This window comes from Streptomyces sp. NPDC004126 (assembly GCF_050275515.1).
Classification (GTDB): domain Bacteria; phylum Actinomycetota; class Actinomycetes; order Streptomycetales; family Streptomycetaceae; genus Streptomyces.
Map to the genome: position 1 here is coordinate 86,481 of NZ_JBNNPF010000028.1, position 24,242 is coordinate 110,722.

At 72.4% G+C, this 24,242-nt stretch carries 26 protein-coding genes and 1 rRNA gene; 7 read left to right on the forward strand and 20 right to left on the reverse strand.

Going from position 1 to position 24,242, the window contains the following annotated elements:
* Window positions 1-23: 23 nt before the first annotated feature.
* Window positions 24-419: an ATP-binding protein gene (locus tag ACQKM2_RS25095; RefSeq protein WP_427713461.1), complete on the reverse strand. Its 396-nt coding sequence runs from the start codon at window positions 417-419 to the stop codon at window positions 24-26.
* A gap of 113 nt (window positions 420-532) precedes the next feature.
* Between ACQKM2_RS25095 and ACQKM2_RS25100 the strand changes: the two genes are divergently transcribed.
* Together ACQKM2_RS25100 and ACQKM2_RS25105 are read left to right on the forward strand one after the other, a co-directional pair.
* A complete protein-coding gene (locus tag ACQKM2_RS25100) occupies window positions 533-1,357 on the forward strand; it encodes a helix-turn-helix domain-containing protein (RefSeq protein ID WP_427713464.1) in 825 nt (274 codons plus the stop codon).
* A complete protein-coding gene (locus ACQKM2_RS25105) occupies window positions 1,354-1,533 on the forward strand; it encodes a DUF397 domain-containing protein (protein WP_427713467.1) in 180 nt (59 codons plus the stop codon). The genes ACQKM2_RS25100 and ACQKM2_RS25105 overlap by 4 nt, the downstream gene beginning before the upstream one ends.
* Here the strand turns inward: ACQKM2_RS25105 and ACQKM2_RS25110 are convergent.
* A complete protein-coding gene (locus tag ACQKM2_RS25110) occupies window positions 1,523-1,795 on the reverse strand; it encodes a DUF1876 domain-containing protein (RefSeq protein ID WP_125817550.1) in 273 nt (90 codons plus the stop codon). The genes ACQKM2_RS25105 and ACQKM2_RS25110 overlap by 11 nt on opposite strands.
* Before the next feature lie 48 nt (window positions 1,796-1,843).
* Window positions 1,844-2,620 carry a TetR/AcrR family transcriptional regulator gene (locus ACQKM2_RS25115; RefSeq protein WP_427713470.1) on the reverse strand — a complete coding sequence of 259 codons (777 nt, stop codon included), beginning with the start codon at window positions 2,618-2,620 and terminating at the stop codon, window positions 1,844-1,846.
* A gap of 94 nt (window positions 2,621-2,714) precedes the next feature.
* Here ACQKM2_RS25115 and ACQKM2_RS25120 point away from each other — a divergent pair, with 94 nt between their 5' ends.
* Window positions 2,715-3,635, forward strand: coding sequence for an ATP-binding cassette domain-containing protein (locus ACQKM2_RS25120; RefSeq protein ID WP_427713473.1), 921 nt, complete (start codon window positions 2,715-2,717; stop codon window positions 3,633-3,635).
* The gene (locus tag ACQKM2_RS25125) at window positions 3,632-4,378 is read left to right on the forward strand and encodes an ABC transporter permease (protein WP_427713476.1); all 747 of its coding nucleotides are present in this window, start codon (window positions 3,632-3,634) and stop codon (window positions 4,376-4,378) included. Before ACQKM2_RS25120 ends, ACQKM2_RS25125 begins: the two co-directional genes overlap by 4 nt.
* Before the next feature lie 26 nt (window positions 4,379-4,404).
* Here ACQKM2_RS25125 and ACQKM2_RS25130 read toward each other — a convergent pair whose 3' ends face one another.
* From ACQKM2_RS25130 to ACQKM2_RS25165, 8 genes are all read right to left on the reverse strand, one after another.
* The gene (locus tag ACQKM2_RS25130) at window positions 4,405-4,677 is read right to left on the reverse strand and encodes a DUF1876 domain-containing protein (RefSeq protein ID WP_427713479.1); all 273 of its coding nucleotides are present in this window, start codon (window positions 4,675-4,677) and stop codon (window positions 4,405-4,407) included.
* A 78-nt stretch (window positions 4,678-4,755) separates the two neighbouring features.
* Window positions 4,756-5,757, reverse strand: a complete 1,002-nt coding sequence (hemB, locus tag ACQKM2_RS25135) for a porphobilinogen synthase (RefSeq protein ID WP_427713481.1) — start codon at window positions 5,755-5,757, stop codon at window positions 4,756-4,758.
* A gap of 78 nt (window positions 5,758-5,835) precedes the next feature.
* Window positions 5,836-7,302 carry a HEAT repeat domain-containing protein gene (locus ACQKM2_RS25140; RefSeq protein WP_427713483.1) on the reverse strand — a complete coding sequence of 489 codons (1,467 nt, stop codon included), beginning with the start codon at window positions 7,300-7,302 and terminating at the stop codon, window positions 5,836-5,838.
* 153 nt (window positions 7,303-7,455) lie between these two features.
* The gene (locus tag ACQKM2_RS25145) at window positions 7,456-9,141 is read right to left on the reverse strand and encodes a uroporphyrinogen-III synthase (protein WP_427713486.1); all 1,686 of its coding nucleotides are present in this window, start codon (window positions 9,139-9,141) and stop codon (window positions 7,456-7,458) included.
* Window positions 9,138-10,106: a hydroxymethylbilane synthase gene (gene hemC / locus ACQKM2_RS25150; protein WP_427713488.1), complete on the reverse strand. Its 969-nt coding sequence runs from the start codon at window positions 10,104-10,106 to the stop codon at window positions 9,138-9,140. Before hemC ends, ACQKM2_RS25145 begins: the two co-directional genes overlap by 4 nt.
* Window positions 10,103-11,869: a glutamyl-tRNA reductase gene (locus ACQKM2_RS25155; protein ID WP_427713491.1), complete on the reverse strand. Its 1,767-nt coding sequence runs from the start codon at window positions 11,867-11,869 to the stop codon at window positions 10,103-10,105. Before ACQKM2_RS25155 ends, hemC begins: the two co-directional genes overlap by 4 nt.
* Entirely contained in the window at window positions 11,866-12,699 is an 834-nt protein-coding gene (locus ACQKM2_RS25160) for a redox-sensing transcriptional repressor Rex (RefSeq protein ID WP_427713493.1), read from the reverse strand. The genes ACQKM2_RS25155 and ACQKM2_RS25160 overlap by 4 nt, the downstream gene beginning before the upstream one ends.
* Window positions 12,700-12,972: 273 nt before the next feature.
* On the reverse strand, window positions 12,973-13,251 hold the full coding sequence (locus ACQKM2_RS25165; protein ID WP_427713496.1) for a glutaredoxin family protein: 279 nt from the start codon (window positions 13,249-13,251) through the stop codon (window positions 12,973-12,975).
* Window positions 13,252-13,350: 99 nt separating this feature from the next.
* On the opposite strand from ACQKM2_RS25165, the gene ACQKM2_RS25170 reads away from it, so the two are divergent.
* From ACQKM2_RS25170 to ACQKM2_RS25180, 3 genes are all read left to right on the forward strand, one after another.
* On the forward strand, window positions 13,351-14,418 hold the full coding sequence (locus ACQKM2_RS25170) for an HAD family hydrolase (RefSeq protein ID WP_427713498.1): 1,068 nt from the start codon (window positions 13,351-13,353) through the stop codon (window positions 14,416-14,418).
* Window positions 14,419-14,758: 340 nt separating this feature from the next.
* Window positions 14,759-15,562 carry an ECF subfamily RNA polymerase sigma factor, BldN family gene (locus tag ACQKM2_RS25175; RefSeq protein WP_401244352.1) on the forward strand — a complete coding sequence of 268 codons (804 nt, stop codon included), beginning with the start codon at window positions 14,759-14,761 and terminating at the stop codon, window positions 15,560-15,562.
* 240 nt (window positions 15,563-15,802) lie between these two features.
* Window positions 15,803-17,014 carry a DUF5667 domain-containing protein gene (locus ACQKM2_RS25180; protein ID WP_427713501.1) on the forward strand — a complete coding sequence of 404 codons (1,212 nt, stop codon included), beginning with the start codon at window positions 15,803-15,805 and terminating at the stop codon, window positions 17,012-17,014.
* A 134-nt stretch (window positions 17,015-17,148) separates the two neighbouring features.
* Here ACQKM2_RS25180 and ACQKM2_RS25185 read toward each other — a convergent pair whose 3' ends face one another.
* From ACQKM2_RS25185 to rrf, 9 genes are all read right to left on the reverse strand, one after another.
* Window positions 17,149-18,138 (reverse strand): lysophospholipid acyltransferase family protein, encoded by a 990-nt coding sequence (locus ACQKM2_RS25185; protein ID WP_427713503.1) that lies wholly within the window; start codon window positions 18,136-18,138, stop codon window positions 17,149-17,151.
* A complete protein-coding gene (locus ACQKM2_RS25190) occupies window positions 18,138-19,208 on the reverse strand; it encodes an NAD-dependent epimerase/dehydratase family protein (protein ID WP_427713506.1) in 1,071 nt (356 codons plus the stop codon). The genes ACQKM2_RS25185 and ACQKM2_RS25190 overlap by 1 nt, the downstream gene beginning before the upstream one ends.
* Before the next feature lie 96 nt (window positions 19,209-19,304).
* Window positions 19,305-19,403 carry a 30S ribosomal protein bS22 gene (locus ACQKM2_RS25195; protein ID WP_003948845.1) on the reverse strand — a complete coding sequence of 33 codons (99 nt, stop codon included), beginning with the start codon at window positions 19,401-19,403 and terminating at the stop codon, window positions 19,305-19,307.
* A 144-nt stretch (window positions 19,404-19,547) separates the two neighbouring features.
* A complete protein-coding gene (locus tag ACQKM2_RS25200; protein ID WP_042803574.1) occupies window positions 19,548-19,757 on the reverse strand; it encodes a helix-turn-helix domain-containing protein in 210 nt (69 codons plus the stop codon).
* 115 nt (window positions 19,758-19,872) lie between these two features.
* Complete coding sequence (locus ACQKM2_RS25205) at window positions 19,873-20,703, reverse strand: phosphatase (RefSeq protein WP_427713510.1); 831 nt, start codon at window positions 20,701-20,703, stop codon at window positions 19,873-19,875.
* 91 nt (window positions 20,704-20,794) lie between these two features.
* Entirely contained in the window at window positions 20,795-21,943 is a 1,149-nt protein-coding gene (locus tag ACQKM2_RS25210) for an acetoin utilization protein AcuC (RefSeq protein WP_427713529.1), read from the reverse strand.
* Entirely contained in the window at window positions 21,915-23,138 is a 1,224-nt protein-coding gene (locus ACQKM2_RS25215) for an MFS transporter (protein ID WP_427713512.1), read from the reverse strand. The genes ACQKM2_RS25210 and ACQKM2_RS25215 overlap by 29 nt, the downstream gene beginning before the upstream one ends.
* A gap of 55 nt (window positions 23,139-23,193) precedes the next feature.
* Entirely contained in the window at window positions 23,194-23,847 is a 654-nt protein-coding gene (locus ACQKM2_RS25220) for an HAD family hydrolase (protein WP_427713515.1), read from the reverse strand.
* A gap of 141 nt (window positions 23,848-23,988) precedes the next feature.
* A 5S ribosomal RNA gene (rrf, locus tag ACQKM2_RS25225) occupies window positions 23,989-24,105 on the reverse strand.
* Window positions 24,106-24,242 lie beyond the last annotated feature (137 nt).

Below are 24,242 nucleotides of genomic sequence, written 5' to 3' on the forward strand. Positions count from 1 at the left end.
CCATATCTTCCGATCAGCCGAAACTAGCATTCCCCGGACCGGAATTCGGCCCATACGACCTTCCCGGGCGAGCGCGGCAGCACCCCCCACAGGTCGGAGACGGCCTCGACGATCCGCAGCCCGTTCCCGTGCGGCCGCCCGAGGATCCGCGACCGCCCGGGCCCGCTGTCGTGCACCTCGACGCGCAGGCAGCAGCCGAAGTTCAGGAGGCGCAGGCGGTAGGTGCGGCCGCGCGGGACGCCGTGGCGGAGGGCGTTGGTGGCCAGCTCGCTGACGCAGAGCACGATGTCCGCCGGGCGGTCGGTGACGTCCCAGGCGGTGAGCGTCTCGCGGGCGAACGCCCTTGCCGCTGCCACTGTGTGGAAGGCCCGGGGGAACGACCGCTCGCGCATCAGGCCGGGTTGAGTATTTAGGTTCACGGGACGATGGTGGCTTGCCGTGACTAGCCTGTGACCCTGCGCCAACCCGTACTCCTTGATGAGTACGGGTCGGCACCGGGTAATCCACATACAGAGGTGGGGAGTCCATCGCCATGCCACCGAAGAAGCGCCCGCGCGCCAACGCGACGTCCCTGAAGATGATCGGCCGGCAGGTAGCGGCCGCTCGCGTTGCCAAGGGCCTGACCCAGAAGCAACTCGCCGCCTTGGTCCGGCTGGACGAGGAGACCATCGGGTCGATCGAACAGGGCCGCCGTCGGCTGATGCCGAACGTTGCCGAGCTGCTGGATTTCCACCTGGGCCTGCCGGGCCTGCTCTCCGTCGCGGCCCATGAGATGCCGGACGCGGACGTGATCCCGCCATGGGCGGAGGAATTCCTCGAGCACGAGCGCGAGGCCGTTGCCGTCTCCTCGTACGAGAACCAGGTCGTTCCCGGCCTGCTCCAGACCGACGCCTACGCCGAAGCGGTCTTCCGTAGCTGCGTTCCGGTCCTGGGCGATGAGGAGATCGCCGGTCGCACCGCGGTGCGCGTCGGGCGGCGGGAGATCCTCAGGCGCAAGGAGCCCGTCATGCTCAGCTTCGTGATCTGGGAGCCCGTACTCCTGCTGCGACTGGGCGACCGGGAGGTCCACCGGGACCAGCTGGCCCACCTCCGCGCCTGCTCGGAACTACCGGGGGTCTCCCTCCAGATCTACCCCCTGAAGCACTCTCGGCACCCGGCGCTCGACGGTCCCTTCGTCCTGCTCGAAACCCCCAATCACCAGCGGCTCGCCTACATGGAAACCCAGCGCGGCAGCCACCTCACCTCCGAGCCAAATGAGGTGAGCAGCGTGGAACGCATCTATGCCATGCTGCGGACACAGGCCCTCAACCCCGATGAGACGAGGGCCGAGTTTGACCGCCTGCTAGGAGAGTCATGAGCACCGCACTGAAGTGGATCAAGTCCAGCTACAGCGGAAGCAACGGCGGCAACTGCGTAGAGGTCGCCACCACCCCCGCCACCGTCCACGTCCGGGACTCCAAGGTCGAGGACGGTCCCGTCCTCGACCTCGGGCCCGCCAGCTGGGCGGCGCTCACCGGCTGGGTCAGCGCGTGATCGGGTACGACGTGCGTCCCGACGCTCCGTCGATCTCGTCGTGCGCCTTGGTCAGCAACTGCTCCTTCAGATCGTTGAGCGCGCGCGCCGCCGCGAGCTCCTCGCCCACCCTGGGCTGATTGCCGTCACTGGGGTGGCGGCTGGCGTAGCCGTGTGAGCGCAGCTCGCTCCCGTCCGGCAGCCGGACGAGGGCGGCGGCGCGGGTGCGTTCGCTGTCTTCGTCGAACTTCACGTCGACATGCCATCCGACGGCATCCTTCATGGCGATCACCTCCGTGGCCGCTGGATTCCAGCGTGCACCCGTACGCGGCTAAGCGCTCGGCGGGGCCTCGCGTTCCGCGATCAGGCGGGCGAGGCCGTCGAGGATGCGGTCCAGGCCGAAGCGGAACTGGAAGTCGGGTTCGCCGGCGCCCGTGAAGGCGTCCGAGGACAGCAGGCGGGTGAGGGCCGGGTGCGTGTCGGGGGCCGTCAGCAGGCGCAGGGAGTTCACGTAGCGGCCCATGACCTGGTCCGGGGGGAGGCCGCCCTTGATGATGGCGTCCATCATGTCGGCGGCCATCGTCGCCTCGTTCCGCACGAGGCCCCCGATCAGGATGATCGCCGAGAGCTTCTCGCCCTCCTTCAGGACCGTGCCGGCCATGGAGGCGAGGCCGCGTTCCATCCAGGCCAGCTGGTTCGGTGAGGCCGGCGGGGCCGTGAGCGGGATGCGCAGGATCCACGGCTTCGTCATCAGCAGGGTGCGCTGGGCGTAGGCCCAGTCCGTGAGCAGGGCCCGCCAGTCCCAGCCCTCCGCCTCGGGCGGCAGTGGCGGCGGGGTGCCGACGCCCGCCTCGGACATCAGGATGTACAGCTCTTCCTTCGCCGTGACGTAGCGGTAGAGGGACATCGTGGAGACGCCCAGCTCCTTGGCCACGCGGCCCATGGAGACGGCGTCCATGCCCTCGCTCGCGGCCAGGGCGACGGCCGCGTCGACGATCTTGGGGAGCGTAAGGGTCGGACGGGGGCCCTTGCCGGGACGTTCCCGCAGGCCCCAGGCCATTTGCAGGCTCACCGGGAGCCCGGTTTCATCCGGTTCGTCCTTCGCCACGGCCACCCCTCCCTTCTCGTCTCGTTGACCCACATCCTAGTTCTGTGTATTACTTACACAGAAGCGCGTAACCCATACGCAGAAAGGATGACCCGTGAACGACCACGCCCTGTACGCCAGCGCCCTGACCAAGTCCTACGACGGCACCCGTGTCCTCGACGGCCTCGACCTGGCCGTCCCCCGGGGCTCCGTCCTTGCCCTCCTCGGGCCCAACGGGGCGGGCAAGACCACCACCGTCCGCATCCTCGCCACCCTCACCGCACCCGACTCCGGGACCGCGCGCGTCGCCGGGCACGACATCGCCGGCGCGCGGGCCCTCGTACGCGAACGCATCGCCCTCACCGGGCAGTTCGCCGCCCTGGACGACCTCCAGACCGGGACCGAGACCCTGCGCATGACCGGCCGGCTCACCGGGCTCTCCGCCCGCGACGCCCGCAACCGCGCCGACGAGCTGCTGGAGCGCTTCGGGCTGACCGAGGCCGCCGGACGGCTCACCAAGACCTACTCCGGCGGGATGCGGCGCCGCCTGGACCTCGCCGCCAGCCTCGTCGGCCGGCCCGAGGTGCTCTTCCTGGACGAGCCCACCACCGGGCTCGACCCGCGCAGCCGCCTCGAACTCTGGGACGTCGTACGGGAGATGCGCGCCGACGGCACCACCGTCCTGCTCACCACCCAGTACCTGGAGGAGGCCGACCGGCTCGCCGACCGGGTCGCCGTCCTCGACGCGGGGCGGATCGCCGCCGAGGGCACCCCCGCCGAGCTGAAGACGAAGGTCGCCGGGCACCGCCTCGACCTCACCCTCACCAGCCGCCGCGCCTACGAGGCCCTCGCCGCCCGCGCCGTGCACCACGAACCCGACGAACTGACGCTGGGCCTGGCCACCGACGGCTCCGCCACCCACGTGCGGGCCCTGCTCGACGAACTCGACCCCGACCGGACCGCCGTCGGCCGCTTCACCGTGCGCAGCACGAGCCTCGACGACGTCTTCCTCGCCCTGACGGGAGCAGCCCGATGACCGCCACCGCCCTCACCATGGCCGGGCGCAGCCTGCGCATCAGCCGACGCAGCCCGGACGCGCTGATCGCCGCCCTGATGCTGCCGGTCATGCTGATGCTGATCTTCGTCTACTTCTTCGGCGGGGCCATCGACACCGGCACCGAGTACGTGACCTACGTGGTCCCGGGGGCGATGCTGCTGTGCGCCGGCTTCGGCGCGGCGAGCACCGCCGTGAGCGTCGCCGACGACATGAGCAAGGGCATCGTGGACCGCCTGCGCTCCCTCGACGTCGGGGGCGTGCCCATCCTGGCCGGACACGTCGCCGCCTCCGTCGTACGCAACCTGCTCTCCACCACCCTGGTGCTGCTGGTCGCCCTCGCCATCGGCTTCCGGCCCTCGGGCGGGCCGCTCGCCCTGCTCGCCGCCGCCGGGCTGCTCGTCGCGTACATCACCGCGATCTCCTGGCTCGCGGCGGCTCTGGGGCTGCTCGCCAAGACCCCCGAGGCGGCGGGCGGGTTCACGTTCCTGATGATGTTCCTGCCCTACCCGTCCAGCGCCTTCGTCCCGATCGACACCATGCCGTCCTGGCTGCACGGCTTCGCCGGGCACCAGCCGCTGACCCCGGTCATCGAATCGCTGCGGGCCCTGCTCCTGGACCAGCCCGCCGGCGACACCCCGTGGACGGCGCTGGCCTGGTGCGCGGGCATCACCGCCCTGGCCCTCACCCTGGCGGTGACCCTGTTCCGGACGCGGACCCGCTAGGACCGCCGGGGGCGCGCGCCGTCCGGTCAGTGGGTCAGCGGGTAGGAGTGCCTGCCCGAGACCTCGTCGATCTCCGCGTGCGCCTTCTGCAAGAGCTGGGACGCGAGGTCCATGAGGGCCCGCGAGCCCGCGATCTCCTCACCGACCCGCAGCTGATCCGGGTCGGAGGGGTGGCGCATGGCATAGCCGCGCGCCCTCAGTTCGGAGCCGTCACCGAGCCTGAGAAGGGCCGCCGCATTGGTGCGGTGGCCGTCCTCGGTGAACTCCAGCTCCACGTGCCATCCGGCGAGCGTGGCCATGCGGGATCACCTCCACGGTCGGACTACCCCTCCAGGGTGCGCCCGCCCCGCCCGGCCCGCTCGCCGAACCCGAACCGTCTAGCGCTCCGCGCGCAGCCAGCCCGCGACCTCGGTCGCCCAGTACGTCAGGATCGTGTCCGCGCCCGCCCGCTTGATGCCGAGCAGCGTCTCCATGATCGCCCGGTCGCGCTCGATCCAGCCCTTCTCCGCGGCCGCCTCGACCATCGCGTACTCGCCGCTGATCTGGTACGCCGCCACCGGCACGTCCACGGCCTCGGCGACCCGGTGCAGGATGTCCAGGTAGGGGCCGGCCGGCTTCACCATCACCATGTCGGCGCCCTCCTCCAGGTCCAGGGCCAGTTCCCGCAGCGACTCGCGCGCGTTCGCCGGGTCCTGCTGGTAGGTCTTGCGGTCGCCCTGGAGGGAGGAGGCGACGGCCTCGCGGAAGGGCCCGTAGAAGGCAGAGGAGTACTTCGCCGTGTAGGCGAGGACCGCCACGTCCTCGTGGCCCGTCTCGTCCAGCGCGTCGCGGATCACGCCGACCTGGCCGTCCATCATCCCGCTCGGGCCCACCACGTGGACGCCCGCGTCGGCCTGGACCTGCGCCATCTCCGCGTACCGCTCCAGCGTCGCGTCGTTGTCGACGCGGCCGTGCTCGTCGAGGACCCCGCAGTGGCCGTGGTCGGTGTACTCGTCCAGGCACAGGTCGGACATGATCACCAGGTCGTCGCCGACCTCGGCCTTCACGTCGCGGATCGCGACCTGGAGGATGCCGTCCGGCTCCGTGCCCGCCGTGCCCAGCGCGTCCTTGTTCTCGTCCGCCGGGACACCGAAGAGCATGATCCCCGCGACGCCCGCCTCGACCGCCTCCACGGCGGCCTTCCGCAGCGTGTCCCGGGTGTGCTGCACCACGCCCGGCATCGCCGAGATCGGCAGCGGCTCGCTGATGCCCTCCCGGACGAACGCCGGCAGGATCAGGTCCGAGGGGTGCAGCCGGTACTCCGCGACCATCCGCCGCATCGCCGGGGTGGTGCGCAGCCGGCGGGGCCGCGAGCCGGGGAAGGATCCGTACGCGCTCATGTTCCAGTCGCCTCTTCGAGCATCGACAGCAGTCGCACCAAGCCTAGAGCCCGTGCCCGGGCCCGCCGGCCGCGCCCGTCACTGCCCCGTCACCGCCCCGTTGCGGCCGCGCCAGTCCGCGAGCGCGTGCGCCCGGTGGTCGGGCAGGCGGATCGGGCCGAGCTCCTCCACCCGCGCGTACGCGCCCGGCGTGTACGGGTGGTCCCGCCGGGCCAGGCCGTAGGCGCCGACCAGGCGCAGGATGCGGTCGTCGGCCTCCAGGAGGGCCAGCAGGACCTCCGTGGCGTCCGGCGTGCGGTCGTCGGAGTCGGCCAGGAACTCCGCGGCCCCGCCGCGCACCGGGCTGTGCGGGTCGCGGACCAGGTCGCGTACGACGGCCCGGGGCCCGTCCCGGTCTTCGCGTGCGTCCCCGAGCAGGGTCAGGGCGGCTCCGAGGCGCACCTCGTCGTCCGCGTCCCGTGCCAGGGTCCGGAGTGCGCGGGCGGCCCCGGCGGTCAGCGGCCGGTCGGACCACCCGAGGCAGTCCGGCACCCTGCGGCGCACCCGCGGGTCGGGATGGCCGGCGCAGCGGAGGCCGACGGCCTCCAGCCGGGGGTGTTCCTCCTCGTATGCGCAGAGGGCCCGGAGCACTTCGGCGAGCACCACGGCGTCCGTCTCGGTCTCCGCCCAGGCGGCGAGCAGGTCGAGGTCCTCCTCGTGGTGCGGGTACGCGTCGGCGTCCGCGAGCAGCAGCCGACAGCCCAGCCAGTCGGCGGCGAACCGGCGGTGGTGGGGTGACGGGTGGTGGCGCAGGGCCGTGACCGTGTCACGGGCCTCGTCGCCGGGACGGTCGCGCAGGTCGGAGCGTGCGGCGGCCCAGTCCACGTGGAGGGGGTCGGGATGCCGGACGGCACGGGCGACCAGTTCCGCCGGCGGGGCGGGGACGCCGAACACCGACTCCAGGGTGGTCAGCACGGCGCCGTGCCCGGCGCGGACGGTCAGACCGCCGAGCGTGACCTGTTCGACCTCGCCCCACTCGTCCTCGGCCGTGGCCGTCCGCGCCGGGGCCGTCGCTCCGGTGCGGGCGCGCAGCCCGGCCTCCGGGCCGGTCCCGTACCAGCGGCGGGCCGTGGCGAGCAGCCGCTCGCGCACCGGCCGCGCCAGGCGCAGTTCCGGCGCCCGGAGGTGCTGGGACCACAGCAGCGCGGTGACCGTCGCCGGGGAGCCGCCCTCGACGGCCCGCAGCAGGGGGGTCGTGCCGTCCGGCAGCGTTTGGTCGGGATCGGCCCCCGCCCTCACGAGGGCCGCGACGGTCCTGTGGGCGAACGCGGCCACCGCCGTGCACAGGACGGGCGCGCCGTCCGCGGCCACCGCGCCGGGATCGGCGCCGGCCCCCAGCAGGGCCTCGGCGATCTCCTCCTCGCGTGCGGCCACCGCCGTGCACAGCACCGGCAGCCCGTCCTCGTCGGCCGCGTCGGGGTTGCTCCCCGGCCCCAGCAGGGCGTGGACCTCCCGGAGGCTGCCCGCCCGTACCGCCGCCACCAGGCGTGCGTCCCCGTCCGCCATCCGCTCCCCCGCGTCCCCGTTCCGTCCGGCGGTGATCCTTTCCGGGCGGGGGCCCGCCGCACAACGGGATTACTCAAGCGCGAGGGGCCCGGGTGCGTGTGCACCCGGGCCCCTCGACCACTGCTCCGGACCGCGTCCGGCCGCCTAAGCCGCTCACGTCGCGCGACGCCGGCGCGCGCCCGGCCGCCGCTCGCTCGGGCGGGCCACCGGCTCACCGGCCGCCTTGGCCGCCTCCCGGCGCGCCTCCCCGTACGCGGCCAGCGCCTCCGCCAGCTTGCCCACGCTCGGCTCCGGCGACAGCACGTCCACGCGCAGGCCGTGCTCCTCCGCCGTCTTGGCCGTCGCCGGCCCGATACAGGCGATGACGGTCACGTTGTGCGGCTTGCCGGCGATGCCGACCAGGTTCCGCACGGTGGACGACGACGTGAACAGAACGGCGTCGAAACCGCCGCCCTTGATGGCCTCACGGGTGTCCGCCGGCGGCGGCGACGCCCGCACGGTCCGGTAGGCCGTGACGTCGTCGACCTCCCAGCCCAGCTCTATCAGCCCGGCCACCAGCGTCTCCGTCGCGATGTCGGCGCGCGGCAGGAAGACGCGGTCGATCGGATCGAAGACCGGGTCGTACGGCGGCCAGTCCTCCAGCAGACCGGCGGCCGACTGCTCACCGCTCGGCACCAGGTCCGGCTTCACACCGAACTCCACCAACGCGGCCGCGGTCTGCTCGCCCACCGCAGCGACCTTGATGCCCGCGAAGGCACGCGCGTCGAGCCCGTACTCCTCGAACTTCTCCCGCACCGCCTTGACGGCGTTCACCGAGGTGAAGGCGATCCACTCGTAGCGACCCGTCACCAGGCCCTTGACCGCCCGCTCCATCTGCTGCGGGGTGCGCGGCGGCTCCACGGCGATGGTCGGCACCTCGTGCGGCACCGCGCCGTACGAACGCAGCTGGTCGGAGAGCGAAGCGGCCTGCTCCTTCGTACGCGGTACGAGGACCCGCCAGCCGAACAGCGGCTTCGACTCGAACCAGGCCAGCTCCTCGCGCCGCGCCGCGGCACCCTGCTCACCGACCACGGCTATCACCGGCCGCGAGCCCTCGGGCGAGGGGAGCACCTTCCCCTGCTTGAACACCTGGGCGATCGTGCCCAGCGTCGCGCTCCAGGTCCGCTGCCGGGTCGTCGTACCGCCCACGGTCACCGTCAGCGGGGTCTCCGGCTTGCGGCCGGCCGCGACCAGCTCGGCGGCCGCGCTCGCGACCGTCTCCAGCGTCGCCGAGACCACCACGCCGCAGTCGCTCGTGCCGACCTCGCTCCAGCAGCGCGCCGAGGCGTGCCGGGCGTCCACGAAGCGCACGTCGGCGCCCTGCTCCCCGCGCAGCGGAACACCCGCGTACGCGGGCACGCCGACGGCGGTCGCCACACCGGGCACCACCTCGAAGGGGATCCCCTGGTGGGCGCAGGCGAGCATCTCCTCGGCCGCGTTCCCCTCCAGTCCGGGGTCACCCGTCACCGCACGGACGACCCGCCTGCCGGAGCGCGCGGCCTCCATGACAAGATTGGCAACGTCCGCGGCGGTCGACGGAGTACGGATCGCCGGGACACCGGCGGCGGCTGACATCTCGTCAGCGACCGTCAGCTGCGGCGTGTCGACGCCCGCCCGCGCATGGGTCCGTACGACCTCTAGCACCTCGGGCTCCGCGATCAGTACGTCCGCGGCGGCTAGCGCCTCCACGGCGCGCAGCGTGAGCAGACCCGGGTCGCCCGGACCCGCACCGAGGAAGGTGACGAGCCCGGGGGCGGCTACGCCCGCGAAGGGGGAGGTGGTGGGGCTTGAGGGGTTCAAAGGGATCGCTCCCCCATCAGACCGGCCGCGCCCTTGGCCAGCATCTCGTCCGCGAGTTCGCGGCCGAGCGCCATGGCCTCGTCGTACGACTGGGGCACGGGACCGGTGGTGGACAGCTGCACCAGCGTCGAACCGTCGAGGGTCCCGACGACACCACGCAGGCGCATTTCATTGACAATCTGCCCGTCGGCCAAAAGGTCGGCGAGCGCGCCCACGGGTGCGCTGCACCCGGCCTCCAGGGCGGCGAGGAGCGCACGCTCCGCGGTCACGGCGGCCCGCGTGTGCGGGTCGTCGAGCCGTCCGAGCGCGGAGATGAGGTCCGCGTCGGAGGCGAGGCACTCCACGGCCAGGGCACCCTGGCCGGGGGCGGGCAGGACGTTGTCGACCGACAGCAGGTCGGTCGCCTCGTCGGCACGCCCGATCCGGTTCAGGCCGGCCGCGGCCAGCACGACCGCGTCGAGCTCGCCGGCGCGCACGAAGCCGATCCGGGTGTCGACGTTGCCGCGGATCGCGACGGTCTCGATGGACTTGCCCAGGCTGCGGGCGTACGCGTTCAGCTGCGCCATGCGGCGCGGCGAACCGGTACCCACGCGGGCCCCGTCGGGCAGCTGCTCGAAGGTCAGGCCGTCGCGGGCCACCAGCGCGTCGCGCGGGTCCTCGCGCTTCGGCATGGCCGCGATGACCAGCTCGTCGGGCTGCGACGTCGGCAGGTCCTTCAGCGAGTGCACGGCGAAGTCGACCTCGCCGCGCACCAGCGCGTCGCGCAGCGCCGTGACGAACACGCCGGTGCCGCCGATCTGCGCGAGGTTCTCGCGGGACACGTCACCGTAGGTCGTGATCTCCACGAGCTCGACGGGCCGGCCGGTGATCGCCCGTACCGCCTCGGCGACGTGCCCGGACTGGGACATGGCCAGCTTGCTGCGCCGCGTGCCGAGCCTGAGGGGCTGGTCGGGACGTGTGTTCATGATGCCCGTCCTGGGTCGTCGTTCTTCGGATCGGCCGCGTCCGCCCGGCTGACGGAAGCCACCGTCTGAGGGTCGAGGTCGAAGAGTTCACGCAGCGCTTCGGCGTACCCGGCGCCGCCGGGCTCGCTCGCGAGCTGCTTGACGCGCACGGTCGGCGCGTGGAGGAGCTTGTCGACCACGCGGCGCACGGTCTGGGTGACCTCCGCGCGCTGCCGGTCGTCGAGATCGGGTACCCGTCCGTCGAGCCGTGCCACCTCCATGGCGACGACCTCGGCGGCCATCGCCCGCAGGGCGACGACGGTGGGCGTGATGTGCGCGGCCCGCTGCGCGGCGCCGAACGCGGCCACTTCCCCGGCCACTATCCCGCGCACGGCGTCGACGTCGGCCGCCATCGGCGCGTCCGCGGACGCCTCCGCGAGGCTCTCGATGTCGACGAGCCGCACGCCGGGGAGCCGGTGCGCGGCCGCGTCGATGTCGCGGGGCATGGCCAGGTCCAGCAGCGCCAGCCGTACGGGAACGGCCCCGTCGGCCAGCGCCCGCGCCGCCCGCCGAGGCTGCCGCTGCGCGGCGGCCTCGCCCTGGTCGGCCCAGGCCCCGTGCAGTTCGAGCGACCCGGCGTCGACCCCGGCGAGCGCCGAGCGGCCGCCGCCGGCCGGCGCGTCGAGCCCGACGGGACACCCGTCGCCGTCGACGGCGGCGGGCGCCGCGATGGTCCGCACGGCCCCGGCATCGGCGATCCGCCGCCCGCCCTGCGAAGCGGCGGCGAGCCGCGCCACGACCTCGGCGTCGACGGTTCCCAGCCCTGTCCGGGCCTGGGGGGCCACATCCAGCCCCGCCGGAGTTTGAGGCGCGGGGGTCCGGGGCGCAGCCCCGGTTTCGGGAAGGGGCGGGGTGGGGGAGAGCCCCGCAGGGCCCACCGCGCCGGCGCCGGCGGCCAGGGCGGCGGCGACGTCGTCCCCGGTCAGCACCAGCCCGGTGGCCCCGGTACAGGACACGACCACGTCCACCCGCGCGAGCTCACCGGCGACAGCCGACATCGGCACGGCCCGCGCCGCGACACCAGTGCCCGAGGCAACCAAAATCTCCGCAAGACGCTCCGCCCGCTCCGCGGTCCGGTTCGCCACGACCACCTCGGCGACACCCACCCGCGCGAGCGTCGCCGCAGCCAGCGAGGACATCGACCCGGCGCCGATCACCAGCGCCCGCTTCCCGGCGGCCCACTCCCCCACCGGCTGGTGCACCGCGAGCTGCTCCAGGCCGAAGGTGACCAGCGACTGCCCGGCCCGGTCGATCCCGGTCTCGGAGTGCGCCCGCTTGCCGACCCGCAGCGCCTGCTGGAACAGGTCGTTGATCAGCCGGCCCGCCGTGTGGAGCTCCTGCCCCAGCGCCAGCGCGTCCTTGATCTGGCCGAGGATCTGGCCCTCGCCCACGACCATCGAGTCCAGCCCGCACGCCACCGAGAACAGGTGGTGCACCGCCCGGTCCTCGTAGTGCACGTACAGGTAGGGGGTGAGCTCCTCCAGCGCGACCCCGCTGTGCTGGGCCAGCAGCGTGGACAGCTCGGCGACGCCGGCGTGGAACTTCTCCACGTCGGCGTAGAGCTCGATGCGGTTGCACGTGGCCAGCACGGTCGCCTCGGCCGCCGGCTCGGCGGCCAGGGTGTCGTGCAGCAGCTTGACCTTGGCGTCGGCGGACAGCGAGGCCCGCTCCAGCACGCTCACCGGCGCGCTGCGGTGGCTCAGGCCTACGACGAGCAGACTCATGCCGGCATCACCGCCGGCACGTCGCCCTCGGGACCGCCCTTGCGCGTGGCGGCGGCCGCGGCGGCCCGGCCGGCCGGCGGCTCGACGGCGGCGACGGGCGCGGCGCCCGCGGCGGCGTCACCGCCGGGCTCGGTGTCCGCGTCCGCACCGGCGCCGCCGCCGGAGCCCTCGCCGGCCTTGCGCTGCTCGTGGAACGCCAGGATCTGGAGCTCGATGGACAGGTCGACCTTGCGCACGTCGACGCCCTCGGGCACGGACAGCACGGTCGGCGCGAAGTTCAGGATGGAGGTCACGCCGGCGGCGATCAGCCGCTCGCTGACCTGCTGGGCCGCGCCCGCGGGCGTGGCGATGACGCCGATGGAGACGCCGTTCTCCTCGATGATCTTCTCCAGATCATCGGTGTGCTGCACGGGCATGCCGGCCACCGGCTTGCCGGCCATGGCCGGGTCGGCGTCGATCAGCGCGGCCACGCGGAAGCCGCGCGACGCGAAACCGCCGTAGTTGGCCAGGGCGGCGCCGAGGTTGCCGATGCCGACGATGACGACCGGCCAGTCCTGGGTGAGGCCGAGTTCGCGGGAGATCTGGTAGACGAGGTACTCGACGTCGTAGCCGACGCCGCGCGTGCCGTAGGAGCCGAGGTAGGAGAAGTCCTTGCGCAGCTTCGCGGAGTTGACTCCGGCGGCGGCCGCGAGCTCCTCGGAGGACACCGTGGGCACCGATCGCTCGGAGAGCGCGGTGAGTGCGCGCAAGTACAGCGGAAGCCGGGCGACAGTGGCCTCGGGAATACCTCGGCTGCGGGTCGCCGGTCGGTGAGTTCGGCCAGTTGCCACGATGCTCCTGCGGGATGAGCGGGGCTGCAGGCGGCCTCTTGTCCCAGGACCGCCCCGTCGAATGCAGGCTATGTCTTTGTGAACGCGTGCACAAAGATTGTGTCCGCTTTGTCCGACCAAAGTGACCGGGGTCACGCGGGCCGGCCAGATGGGGCCCGGGCCGGGAACGGGCCGAACCCGTTCAAATCCCGAGGGGGGCAAAACGGTACACACTCCTCATCGATACGCCCCCGAGTCCCCATAAATCGCCCATGATGGTAACGGGCGAAACGGTCAGGCTCCCAATGCCCGGCGCAGCCGGTCAGGGTTCACCCTCCAGAAGGTGTGCTGTTCACCGTCGACCAGCACCACCGGGATCTGCTCCCAGTGCCGCCGGTAGAGCTCCTCGTCCTGCGAGATGTCCTTCTTCTCCCACTGTGCGCCCGTCTCCGCGCACACCTTCTCGATCACTTCCTGGGCGTCGTCGCAGAGATGGCACCCCGGCTTCCCGATGAGCGTCACCATCCGCTCTGCGGGACGCTTCTTTTCCTTACGGCGCAGCAAAGGGCTCATGCCGCCATTGTCCCGCGCCTGTCCGGCATGCCCGAAGAGTTAACCGCTCCGTTTCCCGGCGGTTCGGGAACTCCCGAACACAATGGCTATGCTCGCGTCATGGCCGCTCTGGGATGGCTCACCCCCCGTAGGCGCTCCGCGACGGCGCGGAGCGTGCTGGCAGGCGAGGCCTCGGCCGAGGCCGCCCGCAAGACCGCGCAGGCCGGTGCGCCACACGCCCCCGAGGCGGCCGGCGCACCGGAGACCGGGCCTGCGCCCGCCCCCGGGGAAGCACCAGCCGCCAAGGCCGCAGCCCCCGACACCGCTGCCGCCGCCGAAGCCGAAGCCGAAGCCGAAGCCGCGGAGACCGAAGCAGCGGAGACCGAGGCCGCCGAGCCGGAGTTCCCGGTCCACGGCGACGACCTCGCCGCCGCCTTCTTCGACCTCGACAACACCGTCATGCAGGGCGCCGCGATCTTCCACTTCGGCCGCGGCCTCTACAAGCGCGAGTTCTTCCGCCGCCGCGAACTGGCCCGCTTCGCCTGGCAGCAGGCCTGGTTCCGGCTCGCCGGGGTCGAGGACCCCGAGCACATGCAGGACGCCCGCGACAGCGCCCTGTCCATCGTCAAGGGCCACAAGGTCTCCGAACTCATGGCCATCGGCGAGGAGATCTACGACGAGTACATGGCGGAGCGGATCTGGCCGGGCACCCGCGCCCTGGCCCAGGCCCACCTCGACGCCGGCCAGAAGGTGTGGCTGGTCACCGCCGCCCCCGTCGAGACCGCCACGATCATCGCCCGCCGCCTCGGCCTGACCGGCGCCCTGGGCACCGTCGCCGAGTCCGTGGACGGGGTCTACACCGGGCGCCTCGTCGGCGAACCGCTGCACGGCCCCGCGAAGGCGGAGGCGGTGCGCGCGCTGGCCGCCGCCGAGGACCTCGACCTCGAACGCTGCGCCGCCTACAGCGATTCGCACAACGACATCCCGATGCTGTCCCTGGTCGGACATCCGTACGCGATCAATCCCGACACAAAACTGCGCAAGCATGCCCGGGCCAACGACTGGCGGCTGCGCGACTATCGGACCGGCCGCAAGGCCGTGAAGGTCGGCGTCCCGGCCGCCGCCGGAGTCGGCGCGATCGCGGGCGGCGCGGCCGCCGCCATCGCCCTGCACCGGCGCCGCAAGTAGCAACGCCGGGCCCCCGCCCTCCCGCGGGCCGCCCGGCGGTCATTCGCTCCCCTCTACCCGCGCCGTCGGCGCGGCACTCCGGCCTGCCCGACTCGGTCGCGAGCCACCGTGGAAGCGTCCATTCCGCGCATCCAAGCGATCAGGAATCGATCACCAACCAGGCCTGAATATGCCCTGGACACGCAACAGAAGTGTCGGAACCGGTGATTTAGGCAACTGGGTGTAGCGCTGCCTGTACGAAGCGTTATTCTCCTCAAACGCATGCCACCGCCCATCCGTCCCCACGACGGGTGAACGGTCCCGCACTGCACGTGATGGAAGCTCTGCCTCTGGGAGTCCCGTGTACCCACCTGTCGGGGTTGACGCCTCGGGCCTGGCTACGCTGCGCGCGACGGTCCTCGACCACCTGCGCGGCTTCGTCCCCACCGCGTACGCCGTCCCCGCCTTCGCCGCCGCGGTCCCTGCCGGCCTCGGCCCGGCCGGCCCCTGCTACGCCCTGACGGACGGCGGGGCGACCGTGGGCAGACGCGGTCGCGCGGGCTCCGCCGCCGGCGGCACCAGCACGACCGCCGCCCGCCGCCCCACGGCGGACAGCGACCAGGCCCGCATGATGGACCTGGTCGAACGCGCCCAGGCCGGCGAGGCGGAGGCCTTCGGCCGCCTCTACGACCAGTACAGCGACACGGTGTACCGCTACATCTACTACCGCGTCGGCGGCAAGGCGACCGCGGAGGATCTCACCAGCGAGACCTTCCTGCGCGCGCTGCGCCGCATCTCCACCTTCACCTGGCAGGGCCGCGACTTCGGCGCCTGGCTCGTGACCATCGCGCGGAACCTGGTGGCGGACCACTTCAAGTCCAGCCGCTTCCGGCTGGAGGTCACCACCGGCGAGATGCTCGACGCCAACGAGGTGGAGCGCAGCCCCGAGGACTCCGTCCTGGAGTCCCTCTCCAACGCGGCCCTGCTCGAAGCCGTGCGGAAACTGAACCCCCAGCAGCAGGAGTGCGTCACCTTGCGCTTCCTCCAGGGCCTCTCGGTCGCCGAGACCGCCCGGGTGATGGGCAAGAACGAAGGGGCCATCAAGACGCTCCAGTACCGGGCGGTCCGCACCCTGGCCCGCCTGCTGCCGGACGACGCCCGCTGACCCGGCCCGCTCCCGCATACGACTACACAACCTCACGACCGGTGACCCCTCGATGACGCTGTGGTCCGATCATCCTTCGTCCGTAACCCAAGTGCCGCGCCGCTCGTTGTGCGGAATGCAGGCTCCCTGTGGACACGCCCTGCCCGAAGCCGCTCACCCGAAAGTGTGGATGTGCTCAAGGAAGGCAACCTTCCGGACACCTTGGGGAGTCGATCGTCATGACGAGAGGAGGTGCCGCCAGTGATCGCGAACGTGACTCCGCACCGGCGGGCGAACGCCTTCGCCCAGGCCCTGGAGGATCGGACCCCGTCCGCTCTTTCGGAACCGGACCCGGCGGCCGAGCAGTCCGAGGCACCTGCCGAATCCGCCGACCACGACCGGTTGTTGGCCCTGGCGAGCGTGCTCGGCGAAATGCCGCGCCCGGTGCTGGACCCCGAGGTCAAAGTGGTGCAACGAGCACAGCTCGTCGCAGCCATGGAGGCCATGGTGATGGAGGAGAGGGCCGGGGGCGGTAGCGCCGAGGACCCTCTGGTGCCCGAGCAGCGGACCGGCCGCGGCGCCCACCGGGCGACCTCGCTCCGGAAATTGCGGCCCCGCTCCCGCTGGTCCAAGGGCATCGCAGCGGGGGGCCTCACCGTGGGTGTGGCCGCAGGGGCCTTCAGCGGAGTGGCCGCTGCCAGCACCGACGCCCTGCCCGGTGATCCGCTCTACCCGGTCAAGCTGGGTATGGAGGACCTCAAGCTGGGCATGGCCGACGACGGCGCGGACCGGGGCGAGGTCTACCTCGACCGGGCCTCGAACCGCCTGTCGGAAGCGCGCCGGCTGATGGAACGCGGCCGTTCCGGCCCCCTGGACCACGAGGTCCTCGGCGAGATCCGGCGGGCCCTGGCAGGCATGCAGCACGACGCGGCCGAGGGGCACCGGCTGCTCCAGGCGGCCTACAAGCGGGACGGCTCGCTCGGCCCGATCCAGACCCTGTCCTCCTTCTCCAACTCCCACCGCGACGCGTGGGGCCGGCTCCGGTCCAACCTGCCGCCGCAGCTGACGGACGTGGGCGACCAGGTGACCTCGGTCTTCCAGGCCATAGACGATGAGGTGGCGCCGCTCCAGGGCCTGCTGCCCAAGCCGCCGGAGCAGCAGCGCAGCGGCCCCGGCGGAAGCCCCGCCAGGCCCAGCACCCCGGCGACGGGCAAGCAGCAGCCCGCACCGGCACCGGACTCCCCCGCCGCGGCGCAGACCCCGGCCGCCCCCAGCCCCTCCGGCAGCCACGCACCGGCTCCCGGCAGCGGCCTCCTCGGCGGCACCGGCAACCTGCTCAACCCGCCGGCGCACGGCCAGTCCGCCCCACCGCCCTCGGCACCCCCGGCCCAACCCCAGCCGGACATCACCCTCCCCCCGCTCCTCCCGGGCCTACTCCCGGGCCTGGGCATCCAGGCGGAGGACGCCGAGTAAAACGAACGCCGGCGGGGCTACACACAGCCCCGCCGGCGTTTGAGGCGCGGGGTCCGGGGCGGAGCCCCGGGGAACGGGCGAAGGGCGGGTCGGGGAGCAGCCCGCGCAGCGGCACCCCCACCCCCGCCGCACCGTCAGAAGAACACGGACCGCCGCTGCACCAGCATCTTGTACAAGGCGTGCTGGATCTGCTCCCTCACCTGATCCGTCAGGTTGAACATCAGCATCGGATCCTCCGCCGCCTCCGGCGCGTACCCGCCCGTCGAGATCGGCTCCCCGAACTGGATCGTCCACTTCGTCGGCAGCGGCACCGCCCCCAACGGCCCCAGCCACGGGAACGTCGGCGTCACCGGGAAGTACGGCAGCCCCAGCAGCCGCGCCAGCGTCTTCGCGTTGCCGATCATCGGGTAGATCTCCTCCGCCCCCACGATCGAGCACGGCACGATCGGCGTGCCCGCCCGCAGCGCCGTCGAGACGAAGCCGCCCCGGCCGAACCGCTGGAGCTTGTACCGGTCCCCGAACGGCTTCCCTATCCCCTTGAAGCCCTCCGGCATCACCCCGACCAGCTCCCCGGCCTCCAGCAGCCGCTGCGCGTCCTCCGCGCACGCCAGCGTGTGCCCGGCCTTCCGCGCCAGCTCGTTCACCACCGGCAGCATGAACACCAGGTCCGCCGCCAGCAGCCGCAGGTGCCGCTGCGCCGGGTGGTGGTCGTGGACGGCCACCTGGAGCATCAGGCCGTCCAGCGGGAGCGTCCCCGAGTGGTTCGCCACGATCAGCGCGCCGCCCTCCTTCGGGATGTTCTCGACGCCCCGGACCTCCACCCGGAAGTACTTCTCGAACAGCGGCCGCATCAAGGACATCAGGACCTGGTCCGTGAGCTCCTTGTCGTAGCCGAACTCGTCGACCTCGTACTCACCCGTGATCCGCCGCCGCAGGAAGGCCAGCCCGCCCGCGATCCGCCGGTCCCAGCCGCCCCCGCCGCCGGCCCGCACCGGGGCCTCCGCGGCCGGCTCGACCGGCTCCACCACCTCCGGCCGGTCCGGGACCGCCCGCACCTTCCGGGCCGCGCCCGCCCGGCGGCGCGGCCGGTCCTCGTCGAACGGGATGACCTTGGCGTCGGCCACTATCGCTCCACTCCCTCGGCAACCTCGTCAACCTCGGCAACATCCAACAGCTCCGCGACCCGCCCCACGGCCCGCGCCACCCGCTCCGGCGGCAGCAGCCCGCTCCCCCGGCTCCGCGCGAAGTCCGCGAAGGTCTCCGCGGTCGTGTACATCGGCCGGAACCCCAGCGTCTCCCGCATCTGCGTGGTCTCCACGACCCGGCCGTGCGTCAGCAGCCGGATCTGCTCCGGCGAGAAGTCCGTCGCCCCCACCGCCCGCAGCGCCTGCCCCACCCACGTCACCGCCGGCAGCAGGAACGGCACCGTCGGCCGGCCCAGCCGCCGCGCGCACTGGGACAGCAGCAGCACCCCGTCGCCCGCGATGTTGAAGGTCCCGCTGTTCAGCGTCCCCCGCTCCGGCTCCCCCGCCGCCAGCCTCAGCACGTCCACCACGTCGTCCTCGTGGACGAACTGCAGCCGCGGGTCGTACCCCAGCACCGTCGGCATCACCGGCATCGAGAAGTACTCCGCCAGCGCCGAGTCCGCGAACGGCCCCAGGATGTTCGCGAAGCGCAGCACGCACACCGCCACGTCCGGCCGCCGCCGCGCGAAACCGCGTACGTACCCCTCGACCTCGGCGGCGTCCTTCGCGAAGCCACCCGCCGGCAGCGACTTCGGCTGCGTGGTCTCCGTGAACACGGCCGGGTCCCGCGACGTGCCCCCGTACACGCTGGTGCTCGACTTCACCACGAGCCGCCGCACCGTCGGGGACTTCTGGCAGGCCCCCAGGAGCTGCATCGTCCCGATGACGTTCGTCTCCTTGACGGTGCTGCGCCCGCCCGGCGCCCCCGCCGCGGCGCCCCCGGTGACCGCGAGATGGACCACCGTGTCCACGGCGTGCTCCGCGAGCACCCGGGCGATGGCCGACTGTCTGATGTCCGTACGCACGAACTCGGCCGAGCCGAGCCGGTGCGGCGGGCTCACCGCGTCGACCGCGATGACCCTCTCCACCTCCGGGTCGCGCTGGATGCGGCGCACGAAGCGGCCCCCCAGCTGCCGGGCTGCCCCGGTGACGAGCACGACCTTCCCCACGAGCTCAGCGCCTCCCTCGAAGAAGTACCCCCGGCTGCACCGCAGCCCCTCCACCAGGATGGTGGAGGGGCTGCGGAGAACACGTACAGCTGCCGTTTACTTCTTGTTACGGCGCTGGACGCGGGTGCGCTTGAGCAGCTTGCGGTGCTTCTTCTTAGCCATCCGCTTGCGCCGCTTCTTGATAACAGAGCCCACGACTACCCTCGCTCACTTCTCTTCACTGGTGCGGGGCGTCTGGGCCCACACGACCTACGTCGGCCTAGCCTACCCGCCCAAACTCAGAGCTTGTAATCCGAGCCCTCCGCAGGAGTTACCAAGCCTCGGCAGGAGGCCCGGATCTCAGGCCGACTCCACCCCCACGAAGGACTCCTGGAGGTACTCGTGGACCGCGTTCTCGGGGACCCGGAAGGACCGGCCCACCCGGATCGCGGGCAGATGACGGTTGTGCACCAGCCGGTACACGGTCATCTTCGACACTCGCATCACCGAGGCGACCTCCGCCACGGTCAGGAACTGAACCTCACTGAGAGGCCTCTCGCCAGCAGCCATGACACCCACCTGACCTTCCGCGCATGACGGGCACCGGCTTCCCCTCCGGTTACTCCTCGTCGTCGCACGCTCACTCCCCAGAGTAGGGGCGGGTGATACGAGTGGGGAAGAGGAGCTACGGCCACTCCTGACGCCCCGACAGGCCGGCCCGGTGCAGCACGTGCCGGATGAGCGGACCGTAGTAGTCCGAGCGCACCCCGTCATCAAGCGGAACGGTCACCACCACCCGCCCCTCGGCCTCCCCGACGAACAGCGCCGGATCATCCGTATCGCCCAGCCCGATCGCCTCCACACCCAGCTGACCTGCACCGCAGACCCACCCGTGGTCACCCACCACCAGTTCCGGCAACGGCCCCCCGGCCGCCGCCAGCGCCCCCAGCGCGACCCGAACCGGCAGCGGCGAATGGGAGTGTGCGCCGGTGACACTCGCGGCGCCCCGCGCGCCGGACTCCCGCACCAGCGCGACCCCCCGTACGTAATCGATCCGGTGCGGCCGTACGCCGAACCGGGTCGCCATGTCGACATGCACCCCCTGCGCCGGAGTGAGGACAACACATCCCGCCGCCGACAGCGCCCGGGCCAAAGCGGCGTAGAAGGGCAGGAGCCGATGCGGGTGCCCCGTCCCGAACAACACCGGCGACCGCGCCCCCGCCGCCGCCCCCAGCCGCACCGCGAACGCCTCCAGCGCCGCCACCGTCCGCTCCGGATCGATCACGTCCGGCCCCCTGACGTCCGCCGGGTCGGCCGACACCCCGCACTTGGCCGACATCAGCCCCAGCAGCTCACCCACACCCCACCGGCGCTCCGGCTCCAACCCCAGCAACACCCGCGGGTCCCCCGCCGCGAACAACCGGTAGCTGCGAAGGCTCTCCTCCCGCGTCGTGGCGACGGACCCGGCCAACCGGGCGGCCAGCAGATGCGCACGCAACGCGCCGGTGCTCAACACCCTCCGATGCTGCCGCACCGGACCTGCCGGTTCATCAATTCCGCCGAACCGCCCCACAGTTGGCGTAACCACGCCAAGGGCTGACCCTGCGTCACACCAGCATCCCGCGCAGCGGGAACACCGCCCTCCGCGTCGCCAGAACGGCCTGATCCGTACGGTCCGCCGGGTCGTAGCCGGCGTCCCAGTCCCGCCACCCCGGGGTCCGCCCGTCCGTCATCCGGGCCGGCCCGCCCTGCCGCGTCCGCGCGTACGCCTCGTCCCGCCACGACTGCGGCACCATCGCCGCCGGATCCACCGGCCGGTGCGCCGCGATCCCCACCAGGTGCGTCCACGACCGCGGTACGACGTCCACCACCGCGTACCCGCCGCCGCCCAGCGCCAGCCACCGCCCGCCCGCGTACTCGTGCGCCAGCGCGTGGCACGCCTCCTGCACCGCCCGCTGCGCGTCCAGCGACACCGCCAGGTGGGCGAGCGGGTCCTCGAAGTGCGTGTCCGCACCGTGCTGCGTCACCAGCACCTGCGGCCGGAAGTCCGCCAGCAGCTCCGGCACCGTCGCGTGGAAGGCCCGCAGCCACCCCTCGTCCCCAGTCCCGGCCGGCAGCGCCACGTTCACCGCGCTGCCCTCGGCCGCCGGACCGCCCGTCTCCTCCGGCCAGCCCGTCTGCGGGAACAGCGTCCGCGGGTGCTCGTGCAGCGACACCGTCAGCACCCGGGGGTCGTCCCAGAACGCCGCCTGCACCCCGTCCCCGTGGTGCACGTCCACGTCCACGTACGCGACCCGCTCCGCGCCCAGCTCCAGCAGCCGCGCGATCGCCACCGCCGCGTCGTTGTACACGCAGAACCCGGCCGCCCCGCCCGGCATCGCGTGGTGCAGCCCGCCCGCGAAGTTCACCGCGTGCCGGGCCTCCCCCCGCCACAGGGCCTCCGCCGCCGCCACCGACTGCCCCGCGATCAGCGCGGACGCCTCGTGGATCCCGTGGAACGCCGGATCGTCGAGGGTCCCCAGACCGTACGAACCGTCCGCCAGCCCCGGATCCGCCGACACCTCCCGCACCGCGGCCACGTAGTCCTCCCGGTGCACCAGCCGCAGCGTCGAGTCCCCGGCCGCCGGAGCCGCCCGCACCTCCATCGCCCGGTCCAGCCCGAAGGCACGCACCAGGCCCATGGTCAGCGCCAGGCGCACCGGGTCCATCGGATGGCTCGGTCCGAAGTCATACCCCGTTACCGCCTCGTCCCACATCAACAGCCCGGTCACCGGCTCGCCAGTCATGCCCGACACCGTATCGGGCCCGGCCGACGCCGAATGAACGGGCGTAGAACAAGGTCACCAACACCAGCACCATCGGCACCACCATCGCGCCCCGGTAGTTCCAGGCGTCCCCGATCCCGCCCACCAGCGGCGAACCGATCAGGAAGCCCACGTAGTTGAAGATGTTCAGCCGCGCCACCGCCGTGTCGGACGCACCCGGGAACAACCGCCCCGCCGCCGCGAAGGTCTGCGGCACGATCACGCACAGCCCGATCCCCAGCAGCGTGAAGCCCAGCATCCCCACCCAGGCCCCCGGCGCCACCGCGACCACCCCGAACCCGGCGGCCGCCACCACCGTGCCGGCCCGCACCACCGCCACCGCCCCGAACCGGCGCACCCCCAGGTCCCCGACCGCCCGCCCGGCGAGCGTCGTCACCATGTACACGTTGTACGGGACCGTCGCCAGCTGCTCCGAGCTCCCCAGCACGTCCTGGAGGTACTTGGCACTCCAGTTCGCCACCGTCGAATCCCCGATGTACGCGCAGGCCATCACCAGGCACAGCGGCAGCAGCAGCTTCCCCCCGCCCGCCGGCCACCCCTGCTCCGCCTTCCCGTCCCCGGTCGGCGCGTCCGCGTAGAACCGGCTCCCGGCGAACGCCAGCGGCAGCAGCACCGCCACGGCCGGCAGGTAGCCCGAGAACAGCGACAGGTGCCAGTGCGCCCCCGCCCAGGCCGCCGACGCCCCCAGGATCCCGCCGAGGCTGTACGAGGCGTGGAACCCCAGCATGATGGAGCGCCCGTACGCCCGCTGCAGGCTCACCCCGAGCATGTTCATCGAGGCGTCCAGCGCGCCCACCGCCAGCCCGAACACCCCCAGGGCCACCGCCACCTGCCACATCCCGCTGCCGGCCCCCACACCGAGCAGGGCCAGCAGCACGACGGGCTGCGCCCACCGCAGCACCACGCCGGGCGGTACGCGCTTCACCAGGTGCTCGGTCGCGACGCTGGAGACCCCGGCGAGGACCGGCACGGCGGCGAGGAACGCGGGCAGCAGCCCGTCGGATATCCCGTACTGGTCCTGGATGGCCGGGATCCGCGTCACCAGCAGGGCGAAGGCGACGCCCTGCACGAAGAAGCTGAACCCGAGCGCCCCGCGCCCACGGCGAAGCCGTACGTCAACCGTCATGGCGGCACAGCGTAGGCCCCGCGACTACTCGTGGGTAGAGAGATCACACACCCAATCAGCCGCCCAGTCCGAGCAGGGCGGACAGCTCCTTCATCTCCCCGAAGCAGGCGGTGGCCCCGGCGAGCCGGTCGGCGGGCATCATCGAGGTGAAGCCGAGGACGTCCATCCCGGCGGCCCGTGCGGCCTCCACCCCGAGGGGGCTGTCCTCGACCACGACGCACCGCGAGGGGTGGACGCCCATCATGTCGGCGGCGTGCAGGAACAGGTCCGGTGCCGGCTTGCCCTTCCCGACCTCCTCCGCGCTGAAGATCCACTCCTCCTCGAACCACTCGTCCATCCCGGACACCCGGTGCCCGACCCGGATCCGCTCGTGGCTGGAGGACGAGGCCACGCAGTAGGGCATGCCGGTCGCGGACAGCTCCCCGAGGAGTTCGGCCACGCCGGGGACGGGGCGCAGTTCCCGCTCGAAGGCGGCGAAGACGCGCTCGTTGAGGACCCGCTCGAAGTCCGCCGGCAGCCGCTGCCCGGTCCGCTCCTGGACGAGGTCGTGCACCCGGTGCACGGCGGACCCCATGTAGTCCCGCAGGGACTCCTCGTACGTGGTGGGGTGCCCGAGCTCCGTCAGGTACTCGGAGAGGATCGTGTTGGCGAGCGGCTCACTGTCCACGAGGACGCCGTCGTTGTCGAAGATGACCAGCTCATAGCCCATCGGCCCACCATACGAGCAGTCAGCTCAGGTTGACGGCAACCCCGTGCCGGTAAACGGCTGAACGCGCCCGAACGGGCCCTACGGACCCCTAAACGCAGAAAAGCCCCGCACCAGAAGGTGCGGGGCTTTCCCACAATGATTGTTCGGCGGCGTCCTACTCTCCCACAGGGTCCCCCCTGCAGTACCATCGGCGCTGAAAGGCTTAGCTTCCGGGTTCGGAATGTAACCGGGCGTTTCCCTAACGCTATGACCACCGAAACACTATGAAGTTGAACTCAAGCCGGCAAGGCGAGTTCGTTACTTCAGAACTAACACAGTGGACGCGAGCAACTGAGGACAAGCCCTCGGCCTATTAGTACCAGTCAGCTCCACCCGTTACCGGGCTTCCACATCTG